Origin of the sequence: Pararhizobium sp. A13 (assembly GCF_040126305.1) — a bacterium.
Classification (GTDB): domain Bacteria; phylum Pseudomonadota; class Alphaproteobacteria; order Rhizobiales; family Rhizobiaceae; genus Pararhizobium.
The window spans coordinates 4,337,305-4,351,597 of record NZ_CP149510.1 but is presented as its reverse complement, the minus strand read 5'-3'; the positions used below and the strand labels follow the sequence as shown (position 1 = coordinate 4,351,597).

At 62.1% G+C, this 14,293-nt stretch carries 13 protein-coding genes; 9 read left to right on the top strand and 4 right to left on the bottom strand.

What is annotated here, in order from left to right; translation table 11 throughout:
* Positions 1-72 precede the first annotated feature (72 nt).
* From WI754_RS21210 to WI754_RS21180, 7 genes are all read left to right on the top strand, one after another.
* Positions 73-957: a sugar ABC transporter permease gene (locus tag WI754_RS21210; RefSeq protein WP_349435449.1), complete on the top strand. Its 885-nt coding sequence runs from the start codon at positions 73-75 to the stop codon at positions 955-957.
* Positions 957-1,802, top strand: coding sequence for a carbohydrate ABC transporter permease (locus tag WI754_RS21205; RefSeq protein WP_349435448.1), 846 nt, complete (start codon positions 957-959; stop codon positions 1,800-1,802). Before WI754_RS21210 ends, WI754_RS21205 begins: the two co-directional genes overlap by 1 nt.
* Positions 1,799-2,821: an SIS domain-containing protein gene (locus WI754_RS21200; RefSeq protein WP_349435447.1), complete on the top strand. Its 1,023-nt coding sequence runs from the start codon at positions 1,799-1,801 to the stop codon at positions 2,819-2,821. The genes WI754_RS21205 and WI754_RS21200 overlap by 4 nt, the downstream gene beginning before the upstream one ends.
* A 1-nt stretch (position 2,822) precedes the next feature.
* Positions 2,823-3,758 carry a PfkB family carbohydrate kinase gene (locus WI754_RS21195; RefSeq protein WP_349435446.1) on the top strand — a complete coding sequence of 312 codons (936 nt, stop codon included), beginning with the start codon at positions 2,823-2,825 and terminating at the stop codon, positions 3,756-3,758.
* The gene (ugpC, locus tag WI754_RS21190) at positions 3,755-4,831 is read left to right on the top strand and encodes a sn-glycerol-3-phosphate ABC transporter ATP-binding protein UgpC (RefSeq protein WP_349435445.1); all 1,077 of its coding nucleotides are present in this window, start codon (positions 3,755-3,757) and stop codon (positions 4,829-4,831) included. Before WI754_RS21195 ends, ugpC begins: the two co-directional genes overlap by 4 nt.
* Positions 4,832-4,899: 68 nt before the next feature.
* A complete protein-coding gene (locus WI754_RS21185) occupies positions 4,900-5,994 on the top strand; it encodes a glycosyltransferase family 4 protein (protein WP_349435444.1) in 1,095 nt (364 codons plus the stop codon).
* Between the two features lies 1 nt (position 5,995).
* Positions 5,996-6,739: a polysaccharide deacetylase family protein gene (locus tag WI754_RS21180; protein ID WP_349435443.1), complete on the top strand. Its 744-nt coding sequence runs from the start codon at positions 5,996-5,998 to the stop codon at positions 6,737-6,739.
* 31 nt (positions 6,740-6,770) lie between these two features.
* On the opposite strand, the gene WI754_RS21175 is transcribed toward WI754_RS21180, so the two are convergent.
* Positions 6,771-7,601, bottom strand: coding sequence for an MBL fold metallo-hydrolase (locus tag WI754_RS21175; RefSeq protein ID WP_349435442.1), 831 nt, complete (start codon positions 7,599-7,601; stop codon positions 6,771-6,773).
* A gap of 229 nt (positions 7,602-7,830) precedes the next feature.
* Here WI754_RS21175 and WI754_RS21170 point away from each other — a divergent pair, with 229 nt between their 5' ends.
* Positions 7,831-9,639 carry a metallophosphoesterase gene (locus tag WI754_RS21170; RefSeq protein ID WP_349435441.1) on the top strand — a complete coding sequence of 603 codons (1,809 nt, stop codon included), beginning with the start codon at positions 7,831-7,833 and terminating at the stop codon, positions 9,637-9,639.
* A 21-nt stretch (positions 9,640-9,660) separates the two neighbouring features.
* On the opposite strand, the gene WI754_RS21165 is transcribed toward WI754_RS21170, so the two are convergent.
* From WI754_RS21165 to WI754_RS21155, 3 genes are all read right to left on the bottom strand, one after another.
* Positions 9,661-10,122 (bottom strand): Crp/Fnr family transcriptional regulator, encoded by a 462-nt coding sequence (locus WI754_RS21165; RefSeq protein ID WP_026203499.1) that lies wholly within the window; start codon positions 10,120-10,122, stop codon positions 9,661-9,663.
* Positions 10,123-10,245: 123 nt separating this feature from the next.
* On the bottom strand, positions 10,246-12,963 hold the full coding sequence (locus WI754_RS21160; protein ID WP_349435440.1) for an ABC transporter ATP-binding protein: 2,718 nt from the start codon (positions 12,961-12,963) through the stop codon (positions 10,246-10,248).
* 8 nt (positions 12,964-12,971) lie between these two features.
* Positions 12,972-13,571, bottom strand: coding sequence for a hypothetical protein (locus WI754_RS21155; RefSeq protein WP_349435439.1), 600 nt, complete (start codon positions 13,569-13,571; stop codon positions 12,972-12,974).
* 38 nt (positions 13,572-13,609) lie between these two features.
* On the opposite strand from WI754_RS21155, the gene WI754_RS21150 reads away from it, so the two are divergent.
* Entirely contained in the window at positions 13,610-14,287 is a 678-nt protein-coding gene (locus WI754_RS21150) for a class I SAM-dependent methyltransferase (RefSeq protein ID WP_349435438.1), read from the top strand.
* The last annotated feature ends 6 nt before the right edge of the window (positions 14,288-14,293 follow it).

Genomic DNA, 14,293 nt, shown 5'->3' with positions numbered 1-14,293 from the left:
CACCATCTCCGGGCGGCACCCTCCCTGCCGCCCGGCCCCTTGCATCCGATGATTTTCAGGAAGAGCAGCCCCATGTCCGGGACCTCGATGACCACACGTGCATGGTTTCTGATGCTGCCGCTGCTCGCCGTCATGGTTGCCGTCATCGGCTGGCCGCTTGCCGATACGGTCGGGCTCTCCTTCACCGATGCCAAGCTCGTCGGGACCGCCGGAAATTTTGTCGGCATCGACAATTACGTGAAGACGATTTCGAGCTCCAATTTCCGACGCACCCTGATCATCACGACGGAATTCGCGATCATTTCAGTCTTTGCCGAGATGGTTCTCGGTGTGCTTGCTGCCCTTCTCCTCAATCAGCAATTCTATGGCCGTACTGTGCTGCGCGGGCTGATGATCCTGCCCTGGGCCTTGCCAACGGTCGTCAACGCGACATTGTGGCGGCTGATTTACAATCCGGAATATGGCGCGCTGAACGCGGCGCTAACGCAGATCGGTTTGCTCGATGCCTACCGCTCCTGGCTCGGCGAACCCGGAACGGCGCTCGCCTCGCTGATTGTTGCTGATTGCTGGAAGAATTTTCCGCTGGTGGCATTGATTGCGCTTGCCGCGCTGCAGGCCGTGCCGCGCGATATCACCGCCGCCTCGCTGGTCGATGGTGCAGGTCCCTTTGCCCGCTTCCGCTTTGTCATCCTGCCCTATCTGGCCGGTCCGCTGATGGTGGCGCTGGTGCTTCGCACCATCGAGGCGTTCAAGGTGTTCGACATCGTCTGGGTGATGACCCGCGGCGGACCGGCGAACAGCACGCGGACATTGTCGATCCTCGTCTACCAGGAGGCATTCTCCTTCCAGCGGGCCGGATCCGGCGCCTCGCTTGCTCTGATCGTCACCTTGCTGGTGGCGGTGCTCGCCGCCGCCTATGCTGCTCTTGTGCGCAAGACCGCGGGGAGCAACGCCTGATGGAGCGCAAGAGTGTCCTGTTTTCCCTCTTCATCCACGCCTTCGCGCTGCTGCTTGCCGCCGTCATCCTCGCGCCGCTGGTCTGGCTCTTCGTCATGAGCATATCGCCGGCCGCCGATCTCACCGTGAAGCCGCTGCGCTGGTGGCCGCAGGCGATCGATTTCTCACGTTACGGCATATTGCTCTCCAGCATCGAGAACAGCGCCGGTGCGGCTTTCGTCGCCTCACTCGTCAACAGCATCGTCGTTGCCGGCATGGCGACGATTGCGGCGCTGGCGCTCGCCATTCCGGCCGCCTGGGCCGTGTCGCGCACGCCGGCCATCGGCTGGTCGCTCTATATGGTGATTGCCACCTACATGCTGCCGCCAGTGGCGCTGGCGGTGCCGCTCTATTTCGGGCTGTCGCATCTTGGCCTGCTCAACAACGTCTTCGGGCTGGCGCTGGTCTATCTCACCATCCTTGCGCCCTTCACCACCTGGCTGATGAAGTCCGGCTTCGATGCGATCCCGAGGGAGATCGAGGCGGCGGCGATGATGGATGGCGCGGGGCTGTTTGCGACGCTGCGTATCATCACCCTGCCGCTTGCCGCACCGGTGATGGCCACCTCGGCGCTGTTTGCCTTCCTGCTTGCCTGGGACGAATTCTTCTACGCGCTGCTGTTCACCTCCGACCTGCGCGCCAAGACGCTCACTGTCGCCATCGCCGATCTCGCCGGTGGCCGTGTTTCCGATTATGGGCTGATCGCAACCGCGGGCGTGCTTGCCGCCCTGCCGCCCGTGGCGATCGGCCTTGTCATGCAACGAGCCTTGATCTCCGGGCTCACCAGCGGTGGCGTCAAGGGATGATCATGACTTCTATAGACAATCGCCCGGCAGGGCTCCAGGCTATCGATCGCGAGATGGCGCGGCAGAATGCCGATGCCATCGCCGCCTTCGAGGACAATGCCGAACAGGCGAAAACCGTTGCAACCTCGATCACGAAGACTGGCCGTTTGCTGCTGCTCGGCATGGGCGGCTCGCACGCCGTCAACCGTACCGTCGAGCCGCTGTATCGCGGCCACGGCATCGAGGCGATTGCGGTCACCCTGTCCGAACAGCTCGGCATGCCGCTGCCGATCGAAGGGCGCACCATGCTGATTACATCGCAATCCGGCGAGAGCGCCGAGGTGCTGCGCTGGTTTACGCAGACGGGCGGCACGGAGGATACATTCGGACTGACCCTGGAAGGTACATCTTTTCTTGCACGGTCGGCTCCGTCTTTGATCGGCGTCGGCGGCACCGAGCTGGCCTTTGCCGCGACGCGCAGTCTGACGGTGAGCTTCGCCTTGCATCTCGCAATTCTCTCGGCTCTCGGCGAGAACCCCGCGCGTGCGCTTTCGGCGCTTAACGTGCCAGCTGACATCGATATCGAACCCGCACTTTCTGCTTTCGACAATGTCGCAACTGTTGTGACGTCCGGTCGCCGTCTGCAGGGACTGGCCGAGGCCTTGGCGCTCGGCCTGACCGAACTCTCCCGCTATCCCTGCTTCTCGCTGGAGGGCGGGCAGCTTCGGCATGGCCCGATGGAGATGCTGGGTTCGAAGGTTGGCGTCGTGCTGTTCCGGGGGGATGACGCGACAGCTGATCTCGTGACCGCCATGGCGGTTTCCGTCGTCGAAACCGGTGCGCCGGTCGTGGTCTTCGATTGCTCCGGCAAGCCGCCGGTCGAGGGCGCGACGACGCTGAGCTTTGCATCGGCGACTGGGCTTGCGGCGGTCTTTGCCATGCTGCCTGTTGCGCAACGGTTCATGATCGCCTTTGCCGATGCGCGTGTGGAAAATGCCGGCACGCCCATGCGCTCCACCAAGATCACCCGGAGCGAATGACATGCGCCCGCTTGCCGTGATCGGAAACGTCAATGTCGACCTGATCCTGGGGCCCGCGGAGCCTTGGCCGAAGCCGGGGACCGAGATCATCGTCGATCATGACGAGTTGCGCGTCGGCGGGGCGGCCGGCAACGCAGCGCTTGCCTTGGAAGCGCTTGGCGTCGATTTCGATATCGCCGCCAATACCGGCACCGACGAGTTCGGCCGCTGGCTGCGCGAATCCTTCGGCCACCGGGCTGCAAAATGGCCGATCCGGGCGGAGGGAACGACGCTTTCCGTTGGTATCACCCATCCCGATGGCGAGCGTACCTTCTTCACCACACGCGGGCATCTGCCGCGTTTCTCCCTCGCAGACGTGCTGGCCGCTCTCGACGGTTCCCGGCTTTCGGGCGGCTATGCGCTGCTTTGCGGCTCGTTCCTGACCGACGATCTGGCACGTGACTATCCTGCTCTGTTCGACTGGGCCGACAGCCATGACATCACGCTGGCGCTCGATACCGGCTGGCCGCTCGACGGCTGGACAGAGGCGAACCGGCAAGCGACGCGCGACTGGGTTTCCCGCTGTGGCTGCGCTCTCCTGAACGAAGTGGAAGCGACCACGCTTGCCGACCTCTCCGACCCGGTCGAGGCAGCCCGCGAAATCAAGCGCCATATGCCTAAGGGGGCGATCGTCGTCGTCAAGCGCGGTCCTGCGGGCGCGATTGCCATCGATGCCGATGGTACATTCGTTTCCGTCGCGGCCCCCAGCGTCAAGGTCGTCGACACGATCGGTGCCGGCGACGTCTTCAATGCGGCTTTCCTCGCCGCGCTGGCGGATGGCCTGCCGCTGGCCGATTGCCTGATGGCCGGCACCCGCGTCGCCTCGCGCGCCATTTCCACACTCCCCCGCAGCTATGGTGGCCCGTTGCCGGCCACGACCGGAGAGGCCGCATCATGAGCGCGCTCGAGATCGAGAATATCCGCAAGACCTATGGGGCGATCGAAACGCTGAAGGGCATCGACATTTCGCTCGACAGTGGTGAGTTCCTGGTTTTGCTCGGGTCATCCGGCTGCGGCAAGTCGACCTTGCTGAACATCATTGCCGGTCTTGCCGAAGCGTCGGGCGGCGATGTCAGGATCGGCGGGCACTCTGTTTTGGGCGTGCATCCCAAGGATCGCGACATCGCGATGGTTTTCCAGTCCTACGCGCTCTATCCGAACCTTTCCGTTCGCCGCAACATCGGTTTCGGCCTCGAGATGCGCAAGGTACCGGTTGTCGAGCGTGAAAAGGCCGTTCTGGAAACTGCGACGCTGCTGCAGATCGAGAACCTGCTTGATCGCAAGCCCGGCCAGCTTTCCGGCGGTCAGCGCCAGCGGGTCGCGATCGGCCGGGCGCTGGTCCGCAAGCCGCAGGTCTTCCTTTTCGACGAGCCGCTGTCCAACCTCGACGCCAAGCTGCGCATGGAGATGCGCACCGAGCTGAAGCGGCTGCATCAGATGTTGGGAACGACGATCGTCTATGTCACCCACGACCAGATCGAGGCGATGACGCTGGCAACCCGCATCGCGGTGATGCGCAACGGCCGGATCGAGCAGCTGGGTACGCCGGAGGATGTTTATGACCATCCCGCTACGCTCTACGTCGCCGGTTTCGTCGGCTCGCCTCCCATGAACGTGCTGGACGGCGTCGTGATGGGCGAGGGGGTGCGGCTGGACGGATCGGGACAGGCCATTGCGCTGCCCGCCCGCTTCAAAGCTGTCTCCGTGGGGCGTCGCGTCAAGATCGGGGTTCGCCCGGAAGCGCTGCGGCTGGCAGGGGATAGCGCGGAACAACCGTCGCTTGAGGTTGAAATCGAGGTTGTCGAGTTGACGGGGCCGGAGCTGGTCGTGACCGGACGGGCGAGTGGGCAAAGGGTGACGGCCTGCCTGCCGCCACGCACGAAGCTTGGGGTAGGCACGAAGCAGGCTTTTGCCTTCGACGAGGACATGCTGCATCTTTTCGACGCGGAAACGGAATTGGCGTTGGGCTGAGCGTTTCGGGGTGAATCTAATCCTGGAGCCGTTCCCATCGCCGGTGCGATGTTCTAAACCGCATTCTGATGAAGATTGCTTTCTATTGTCCGCTGAAATCTCCCAACCATGCCGTTCCCTCCGGCGACCGGCTGATGGCGCGTCTTCTGATGGCGGCGCTGGAGCGTGCGGGGCATCAAGTGGAGATCGCTTCGGAACTGCGGGCCTTCATGCCCGAGGCATCGAGCGTGGCTGTCGGGGCTTTGGCAGCCGCGGCGGAAGCGGAGAGGGGGCGGCTTTCGGCGCGCTGGCGAGAAACCGCCCGGCCGGACGCCTGGTTCTGTTACCACCCCTACTACAAAGCGCCCGATCTGATGGGGCCGGCGCTCGCCCGCGATTTCGGTTTGGCCTATGTCACGGCGGAAGCGTCCTATTCCGCGCGACGCAACACCGGACTGTGGGCGGAAATGCAAGCGAATGTGCTGGAGGCGGTGAAACTCGCTTCCGTAAACATTTGCCTGACGAGACGCGACCGAGATGGGCTCGCTGCGGTGGCTCCGGATGCTCGGCTCTCCCTGTTGCCGCCCTTCATCGATTCGGGCCTGTTGCTTGACAAGCAACCTGCGCCTCAGCCCGGACAGCTGATCACCGTGGCGATGATGCGGTCCGGCGACAAGATGCAGAGCTTTGTCATGCTGGCGGATGCTCTGATACGACTGGCTCATCTGCCCTGGCAACTGTCCGTTGTCGGTGATGGTCCACGTGCGGGCGAAGTGAGAGCGCTTTTTGCCGGCTTCGACGAAGGACGCATCATCTGGCACGGACAGAAAACGGCTGGCGAGATCGCCGATCTCCTGTCGAAGAGCGCGCTCTATGTCTGGCCCGGCTGCGGCGAGGCCTATGGTCTCGCTTATCTCGAAGCGCAGGCAGCGGGCCTGCCGGTCGTGGCGCAGGCGATCGCCGGCGTGCCGGAAGTGGTGGTTGACAGCCGCACCGGCCTGCTGACACCGCCCAGTGATATCGATGCTTATGCGAAAGCGATCGAACGGATGTTGACGCAGAACGCGGAGCGGCAGGCCTTTGCTCGCGCCGCACGGATTTTCGCCGGCGAGGAGCGTTCGCTCGATCGGGCCGCCGGGCAGTTGGGCGCGATCCTCGATCTGCATCTCAAGCGAACGGAATAACATGGACGATTTTGACAGGGTCATCACCGAGGAACTGGACCGGTGGCAGCAGGCCGGCAAGGTCGCGCGCTTCTGGCTTCGCGATGACGATGCGGTTGAGCCGAGCGCGCCGCTGGAGCGGTTGCTTGAGATCACCGGCGCATTTTCCGTACCGCTGACGCTTGCCGTCATTCCCGTCCATACCGGCGAGGCGCTCGCCCAGTGGCTGGAACGCGAGCCGTCATGCACCGTTGCCGTCCATGGCTGGTCGCACGTGAACTATGCGGGCGCGGACGAAAAGAAGCAGGAGCTCGGCCGCCATCGGCCGGCTTCCGACGTGCTCGGCGAGTTGCAACGGGGCTTCAGCCATCTCGCCGGCCTGCACCCGAACCGTTTCGTTCCCGTGCTCGTGCCGCCGTGGAACCGGATCGATGCGGGGCTCGTGCCGTGTCTCGCTGGCCTCGGCTTTGAAGCACTGTCGGTCTACGGCCTGGAAAAGCCGTCTGCCTTGCCGGTGGTGAATACGCATGTAGACGTCATGGACTGGCACGGCACGCGCGGCGGACGCGATCGGATGGCGCTTGCCGGGGAGATCGTCGCGCGTCTCAGGCATATGTTCGATCACGGTGGGTCACTGGGGCTTTTGACCCATCATCTGGTTCATGACGACGTCGTCTGGGACTTCATGAACGCGCTGTTCGACGTCACCGCGCGCCACCCTGCCTGCCGCTGGTGCCGGGTCAGGGATATTCTGCGCGATCAATAAACGGGGCTGTCAGCCAGTGAGCCCGAGTTGTTCAGAGGTCGATCGCCTGGCCGTCACGCGCCATGAAGGCGCCTTTGAATTCCTGCGTGGCGAGCCGCTGGATGGCGTCGAGCTCGCTGTCGGTGCGCAGCGGTGAGTGGTGGATGAATGCCACCCGCTTGGCGCGGGCGGCCTTGGCGAGGCGGATGGCCTGCTGCCACGAGGAATGGCCGTAGCCGACATGGCGAGGCATCTCGTCGTCGGTGTACATGCAGTCGTAGAGGAATAGATCGGCGCCATCGATGAGATCGAGCACAACCGGATCGAGCGTTCCCGGCCGATGCTCTGTGTCCGTGACGAGTGCCACCGCGCGGCCTCCCCATTCCACCCGGTAGCCGATCGCGCCGCCCGGGTGGTTGAGGCTGCCGGTCTTGATCGCCACGTCCTCATAGGGAACCAGCACGTCGCCGGAGCGGAAATCGCGGCAATTGATGGCGGCGCGGCAGATGTCCGGTTCGACCGGAAACCACGGCGGCCGCATGAATTCGCCGATCATCTGGCGCGTGGACATGCGCCCGGCGAGATGTCCCGACCACAGCGTCACCGAAGCATGCGGGTCGAACAGCGCCGGCAGATAGGGCAGGCCGATGATATGATCGTAGTGACAGTGGGTGAAGAACAGATTGAAATCGGAGACGCCGGCGGCCTTGAGCGCCTGGCCCGCCGGCATCAGCCCGGAGCCGGCATCGAACAACAATCTATGCGGTCCGCATTGCATCTCGATGCAGATGGTGTTGCCGCCATAGTGTTGAAATTCGGCCCCCGAAACCGGGAGACTGCCGCGCACTCCCCATAACCGCACCCGAAACACGTTTTCGTTCACTCTCTCGCCTCAGTCACGGCTAGCCTTATCGGCTGTCCGTCTGCAACTGTCCCACTTAATTCTTAAGGTCGTCTTTTTATGGCAGGCTTGATTAACCAAGCCTAATTTCAGTCATGTTAGCCAAACTGCCGGGGTTAAGCGAGACACCAATTCGCTTTTTCTTTCCATATGTGGCAGAGACGAAAGCAAACGAATCCGGTTTGAACCTGCCGACGGAAACTCTGACATTATGCCGCCCTCTGAGCACCCGCGCATCGCCGTCATTGCCGATGCGCATTTTCATGATCCTTATGCCGATTATGGCTTTCCCGGAATCGTGCAGGGCGGCCGCCGCTTGACCTTCAGGCTGCTCGCCGATACCGCCCGGTCGACACGGGTCTTCAACGAGAGCTACTTTGCGCTTCACCACGCGCTTGATGAAATCGCGCGAAGCGGCATTCGACATGTCATTTTGCTCGGTGATTATTCCGATGACGGGCAGGTGGAAACCGTCAAGGGCGTGAAACGGGTGCTAGACGGCTACGCGGCGCGATACGGCATGCGGTTCTACGCCACCGTCGGCAATCACGACCTCTTCGGTGCTGCCGGCCGGCACCGCGCCAAGCGGTTCATGAACGAGGATGGCAGCTACAGTGTTGTCAGCAGCGATCCGCAGGTGCGCGATCGCGGTGCGCGGTCGATCATCACCAGCGAACGTATGTATTGCCAGGGTTATCCGGACGGGCTCGCCGCCGTGGCGGATGTCGGGTTTTTTCCGCGACCCGGCGATCTTCACTGGGAAACGCCGTTCGGCACCGATGGCGATCCGGCAGCGCGGCTTTACGACGTGCACTCGCCGGATGGGAAAATCACGCGGTCATTGATGGACGTGTCCTATCTCATCGAGCCGTTTCCCGGCGTCTGGCTGTTGATGATCGATGCCAATGTCTTCGTTCCGGTCGATGGCGTCGTGCCGGGCGAGACAGGGGATCTTGCCGACAGCACGAGCGCCGGCTGGAATGCCATGCTGACGCACAAGCAGTTTATCTTCGGCTGGATGAAAGATGTTTCGACGCGCGCGCGTCGGTTGGGCAAGACTCTGCTCGCCTTCTCCCACTATCCCGTGCTCGATCCTCTCGATGGGACCTTGGACGACGAAGTTTCCTTGCTTGGCAGAACGGGGATGTCTGAGCGCATTCCGGTGGAGGCCGTTGCCGAAGCACTGATCGAGGCGGGCATCGATGTGCATTTCAGCGGGCATCTGCATGTCAACGACACGGCAAGGTACCGCAGCGGCGGCCGGTTCCTGATCAATGTGGCGATGCCGTCGCTGGTTGCCTTTCCCGGCGCGTACAAGGTGGTCACCATCGGTGAACACCATCTCGATGTCGAGACCGTCGGCATCGAGGCCATGCCGTTGAACCCGGAACTGCGGCGGACCTACGACCGGGAGACCGTGCCGTCCGGGCTCGATGCCGGCGGCATGCTCGATGTCAGCGACTACGGTGGCTTCCTGTTCGAGCATCTCGGCCACCTGGTCGGGCGACGTTTTCTCAAGCGCGAATGGCCGATGGACATTGCAGCGCTGGTCCGCAGCCTCGACCTTGCCGATCTGGCGGCGCTGGCTCTGATGGACAAGCCGGTGGCGACGGATGACACCGTTGGCGCAATTGCGGCTGCCGGTGATGACAAAATGCTGCAAGGGCGCCTCTCGGTCCGCCTGAAAGCCGCCGGCGCAACACCTGACGTGCTGCGCGAGATTTCCGCGATGGACTTTCTGGCCGACTGGTATCGGCTGCGCATGGGCAGCGATCTCGCCTTCGGCTGGATCACGCAGGAGCGGATGGCGCTTTATCGGGCGGTTGGCAGCCTCTATGCGCAGGGTGATTGGACCGACGCGAGCGCGGCGCAGGCCCGTTTTGCCCTCATCTTCCGGATGTTCGAGAAATGCGCGTCCGGTCTGCCGTCAGGCAATTTCCGTATCGACCGCATGACCGGGGTCATCGGTTTGAGGCACCCAACGGCGAATGCGCCACTGGAAAGGCTGGGGACCAGGTGAGGTTGGACGCTCCAGTACCGCTTACTCAGCCTTGCGCGCGCGGCTTCTCGCCTCGGACAATTCGCTCGTGGTGTGGCTCAGCCGGTCGGCCAGCACGCGCATGATCTCGATGGTGATTTCGGGGAAATCGGTCAGGAGCTTGAGGAAGTGTTCCTTGCGAATGCGCAGGGCTTCCACCGCTGTTGTCGTCTGCACCGTGGCGGTTCGCGAGACATCACAGAGGATGGCGATCTCGCCGACGATGGAATTGGTCTCGACTTCGGCGATCTTGATCGGGCCTGTCGAAGAGTCGACCAGAATATCCGCCTTGCCGGCTAGCACGACATAGGCCGCATCGCCGGTGTCGCCCTGATGGAAGATGGCCTCGCCGGCATCGTAGCTGACACGGTCTGATGTGAAGGCGAGAAGCTTCAGCTTTCCCGGCTCGACATTCGAAAACAGCGGCACGCGCCGCAGCATTTGAACTTCATCCTTCAGAAGCATTTCCGTGCCCATTCCCCATTTTCTTCCTTCCGGGACCAGACGCCGGTGATGTTCACCGGTGCTGCTGTCTGAAGGGATGTCCATGCCTGCGTCGCACGGCACGCATGGACTTTGCCTTTGATATTATGATGACACAAGTTCCTTAAAGATACCGTTATTCTCAACGAGCGCCGCATGCGTCCCGTCCTCCACGAGTGTGCCCCGGTCGAAGACCAGGACACGGTCGAAAAGGCTCGACAGCGCGGTATTCGACAGCACCCAGATCACCGCCGGATCGCGTCCGTCCCGGCGCACCAGCTTCAGTACGTCGCGGACGATTTCGTCCTGCAGGCGGTGGTCGAGACCGGGTAACGGACGGTTAAATATATAATAATCCGAACGGCGCACCAGCGCACGTGCCAGATTGAGCTTCTGCCGCTGCACGGCGGTCAAGCGTTTGCCGCCGGCACCGAGATTGAAGTCCAGGCCGATATCGATCACGTTCTCCAGCAGGCCGAGCGAGTTCAACAGCGAGCTGACGATGGAACGAATGCGCTTTGAGCCGTCGGAATGCTTGTGGCTGATGCGACCGAACAGGATGTTGTCCATGAGGCTTGCGGACGCCAGATAATGTTCCGGGTCGTAGCGCTCGATATCGCCGCGCATATTCTCAGGCAGGCCGTCATGGAACTGACGGCGGACATCGACGATCTTCGCCATCAGCTCGTCGGTCAGGAGACCGAAACGATGCCGCGGCTCGATATAGCGGAAGCTCAGGCGAATAATCGCACCCCGCTCATCCTCGGAGGCGGCCTCAAATCCCTTGCCTTTCAGTTTCTGCAGCAGCAGTTGATACTCCGGAATGTCGTCCGCCGTCATGAAGGTGAGCTGCTGGAAGAAGGGGTGATCCGGCGGCAGGTCGGCAAACAGTTCCACCGCGTTTTCGGCGATGCTGTACCCCATATCGAACATGATGCGGTCGAGGCCGGTGCGCCCGACCACGGAGCGGAAATAGGCGTTCCTGCCGATCGCCTTGCCGATAAAGGCCGGACCGGTCGCCGTGCCGAACAACAGGTTCTCGCCGACGGTCGCCTCTGTGTTGTAGGCACCGGGCTCGAACGAGACGACGAGGCTGCTCAAGCCAGCCTCCTCGAGTTCATCGCGAAGAGCATGGCGCATCTCGACGATGCCCTCTGCAAGGCCCGGATGATCGTCCGGAGACACGGTGCTGCGAAGCGCAAGATCGAGAATGTCTTTCGACAGTTGAACGGTATCCAGCACTGACAGGACCGGCGTGAAAAGATCGTTCGGGTCGGTCGCATCGGCGGCCTGATAGTCGATCCAGTCGCTGTTGACGTCATAGTCCGGGTTTCCGGCCATCCGGGCTTCGTTGATCTCCCATTTGCGATGGGCGGCACGGCTGCCCTCATAGGCGGCCTCCTTCAGCGGCGCGTGCTTGAGGCCGTAGAGCAGGTTGTCGCGCAGGCTGCCGTAGAAGAAATAGGCATCCGCCGAGACATAGGAAATGCCGCGTCCGGTGATGGATTCCGGCAGTTCCAACAGATCGTCGCCGCCTGCCGTGACCTTGCCAGTTTCGGGCCAGGTCAGGCGACCGAAGGCCTCGGCCAGCATGTCGCCGCCGCCGGCAGCGCCGCCGACGATCGCCACTGTCTCGCCGGGGTGGATCTGCACGGACACGCGCTCCAGAAGCTTGGCGCCGCTATCGTCGGCAAGCGACAGGTTGACCGCCGCCAGCGGGTGTTTCATTGAACCGGCATCCTCGATGGCGATTGCCTGAATGGACGGATCGATCGTCCGGTCGACGCTGAACTGCTCGACGACCTGAACGTATTTCACCTGGACGTCCTGACGGGTCTGATCCCAGTCGATCAGGTCCTTCAAGGGACCGGGCAGGTCCTTGTAGGCGCTGATCACAGCGACCAGCTGGCCGATGTCGAGGCGGCCCTGCAGCGCTAGGTAACCGCCGATGCAATAAAACAGGAACGGCGTCAGCTGGGCGAGGAAGTTGTTGATGAACTTGACCAGGAATTTCCACTGGTAGAGGTCGTAGCGGATCTTGAAGATGCGGCCGAGGCGCGAGGCGATGTCGGCGCGCTCGTAGTTCGAGGTGTCATAGGCGTGGATCGTGCCGATACCGTCGACAATTTCGCTCACACGACCGGCAAGCTCGCGTGCGGTGATCTGGCGTTCGCGGCCAAGCACCAGCAGGCGCCGGCGCATGCGCGGAATGATCAGCGCCTGGACGCCGACCATCACGGCCGCGATCAACCCGAGCCAGGCATTTTGCATGAAGATGAAGAACAGCGCCGTCAGCGCCTGCCCGCCGAGCAGCGCCGGCTGGACGAACGCGTCGCCGGTGAAGCCGCCAAGCGGCTCGACCTCGTCCTTCACCATGCTGGAGACTTCCGCCCCCTTCATCCGCTTGAACTGGCTGGGCGGGAAACGCAGGATGCGGTCGACGAGTTCGAAGCGGATGCGCCGCAGCAGTCGCTCGCCGAGGCGCCCCTTGTAGGTGTTGATGTAGAATTTGAAGAGGTCGTTGACGATCACCAAACCCAGGAACACCAGGCTGAGTGCGAACAGCGTCTGCATGCGCGTCAGTTCGATACCGTCAAACAGCGCGACCGTGCCGAGCCAAGGCAGGTCGAAACTGATGTTCATAAAGGTCTGGGTGGCGCCCGGCTGATCGAACCCCTGGCCCTGAATGGGTCCGTTGACGATCTGCTTGGGCAGGTCGAACGACAGGAAATAAGGCACCATCGAGACCGCGACGACCAGCAGAATCCAGAGCTGCTGACCGCGCGTATGGGTCCAGATATATCGGGAGAGACGTTTTTCCATGGGCGGGTTCAACTGACCGAATAGCGGGTGTCGAGGACGTAGAAGCGCCGGGCGGCATAGGGCGTGCCGGCGATCTCGGGGTCGTGGAGGTGAAGATCGAACTGCCCCCGGATTTTGACCGATGGGCGGCTGACAATCTGTGGCACCTGTGATGCAGCACGTTCGAGCTCAGGTGCATATTCGATGACGACGGTCCCGGCATTGTCGATCAGCGAGAACAGCAGCTCGCCAAGCGGGTCCTTGCGGCCGAAAGGCTTCAGCGAATAGCCGAGCATGACCAGGCCGTAGCTGCCGGGCTGGTAGTGATAATCGATCTGCTGGAACTTGGCCTGAATATGCCGCACGTGGCATTGCCTGCCGTTCAGCTCATTAGCTTCGTAAGCTTCGGCTTTCGGATCGACGGAGGTCACGGACAGCGGATGATGGGTGAGGTAAGGCGTGACAGGCCGGATATGACCACCGATCTCCAGGACGTGCGGGCAGCCGCGCATGAAATGCGCGGCAAAGACCTGCCGCATGGTTGCACCAATTCCTGCCAGATGCGGTATGTCCTTTCCCGTCTCCAGGCTGTCAGAAACGGAGATGGCATCCTTCAGGTTGACTTGCATTCCTTGCACTCCAGAAAAGTCCAGACTACAACACGCGCATGATGAAAACCACCCGAACAAACGAAGCAAACACAATAGATTGGCACGAAAGTGCCTTCGATATCATCCGCGGTCTGGCCGCTTATACGGGAAGCTCTCTGGTCGAAGGTCTTGCGAAAGTCGTCGCCAAATATCCGGACGCGGACCTTGGTACGGCCTTCAACCACAAGCAGGTTGGAAGCAAGATATGGGCACGCGACAGGCTGTTTGAAAGCCTTGGCGGAAAATTTAACCACATCGTCGTCCTCGGCGGGTGGTATGGCGTGCTGTCGGCGATGTTCTTCGACGACAGCCGCTTCGAAATTGGGCTGATCGAGAGCGTCGATGTCGATCCGGAGGTCGCGGAGGTGGCCGAAACGCTGAACGTCAAGGCGGGGGAGCGCTTTCGCGCAATCACGCAGGATATGTACACGTTCGACTACGAGACCTCCGGCGCCGATCTGGTGATCAACACCAGTTGCGAGCACATCGCCGATCTCCCGGCATGGCTGTCTCTACTGCCGCGCGGCACGCAGGTCCTGTTGCAGTCGAACGATTATTTCAGCGAACCGACCCACATCAATTGCGTGTCTTCGCTGGACGCCTTCCGCGAGCAAACGGCGCTCGGCCATGTCGCCTTTGCCGGCTCGCTGGCGATGAAGAAATACACCCGCTTCATGGTGATCGGCACCGTCTGATCGGCG

What these genes read in the sequence shown, in the direction of transcription:
- WI754_RS21205 (WP_349435448.1), top strand. Translation starts at nt 957, where the DNA reads ATGGAGCGCAAGAGTGTCCTGTTTTCCCTCTTCATCCACGCCTTCGCG.
- WI754_RS21185 (WP_349435444.1), top strand. Translation starts at nt 4,900, where the DNA reads ATGAAGATTGCTTTCTATTGTCCGCTGAAATCTCCCAACCATGCCGTT.
- WI754_RS21150 (WP_349435438.1), top strand. Translation starts at nt 13,610, where the DNA reads ATGATGAAAACCACCCGAACAAACGAAGCAAACACAATAGATTGGCAC.
- ugpC (WP_349435445.1), top strand. Translation starts at nt 3,755, where the DNA reads ATGAGCGCGCTCGAGATCGAGAATATCCGCAAGACCTATGGGGCGATC.
- WI754_RS21210 (WP_349435449.1), top strand. Translation starts at nt 73, where the DNA reads ATGTCCGGGACCTCGATGACCACACGTGCATGGTTTCTGATGCTGCCG.
- WI754_RS21160 (WP_349435440.1), bottom strand. Translation starts at nt 12,963, where the DNA reads ATGGAAAAACGTCTCTCCCGATATATCTGGACCCATACGCGCGGTCAG.
- WI754_RS21155 (WP_349435439.1), bottom strand. Translation starts at nt 13,571, where the DNA reads ATGCAAGTCAACCTGAAGGATGCCATCTCCGTTTCTGACAGCCTGGAG.
- WI754_RS21180 (WP_349435443.1), top strand. Translation starts at nt 5,996, where the DNA reads ATGGACGATTTTGACAGGGTCATCACCGAGGAACTGGACCGGTGGCAG.
- WI754_RS21200 (WP_349435447.1), top strand. Translation starts at nt 1,799, where the DNA reads ATGATCATGACTTCTATAGACAATCGCCCGGCAGGGCTCCAGGCTATC.
- WI754_RS21170 (WP_349435441.1), top strand. Translation starts at nt 7,831, where the DNA reads ATGCCGCCCTCTGAGCACCCGCGCATCGCCGTCATTGCCGATGCGCAT.
- WI754_RS21165 (WP_026203499.1), bottom strand. Translation starts at nt 10,122, where the DNA reads ATGCTTCTGAAGGATGAAGTTCAAATGCTGCGGCGCGTGCCGCTGTTT.
- WI754_RS21195 (WP_349435446.1), top strand. Translation starts at nt 2,823, where the DNA reads ATGCGCCCGCTTGCCGTGATCGGAAACGTCAATGTCGACCTGATCCTG.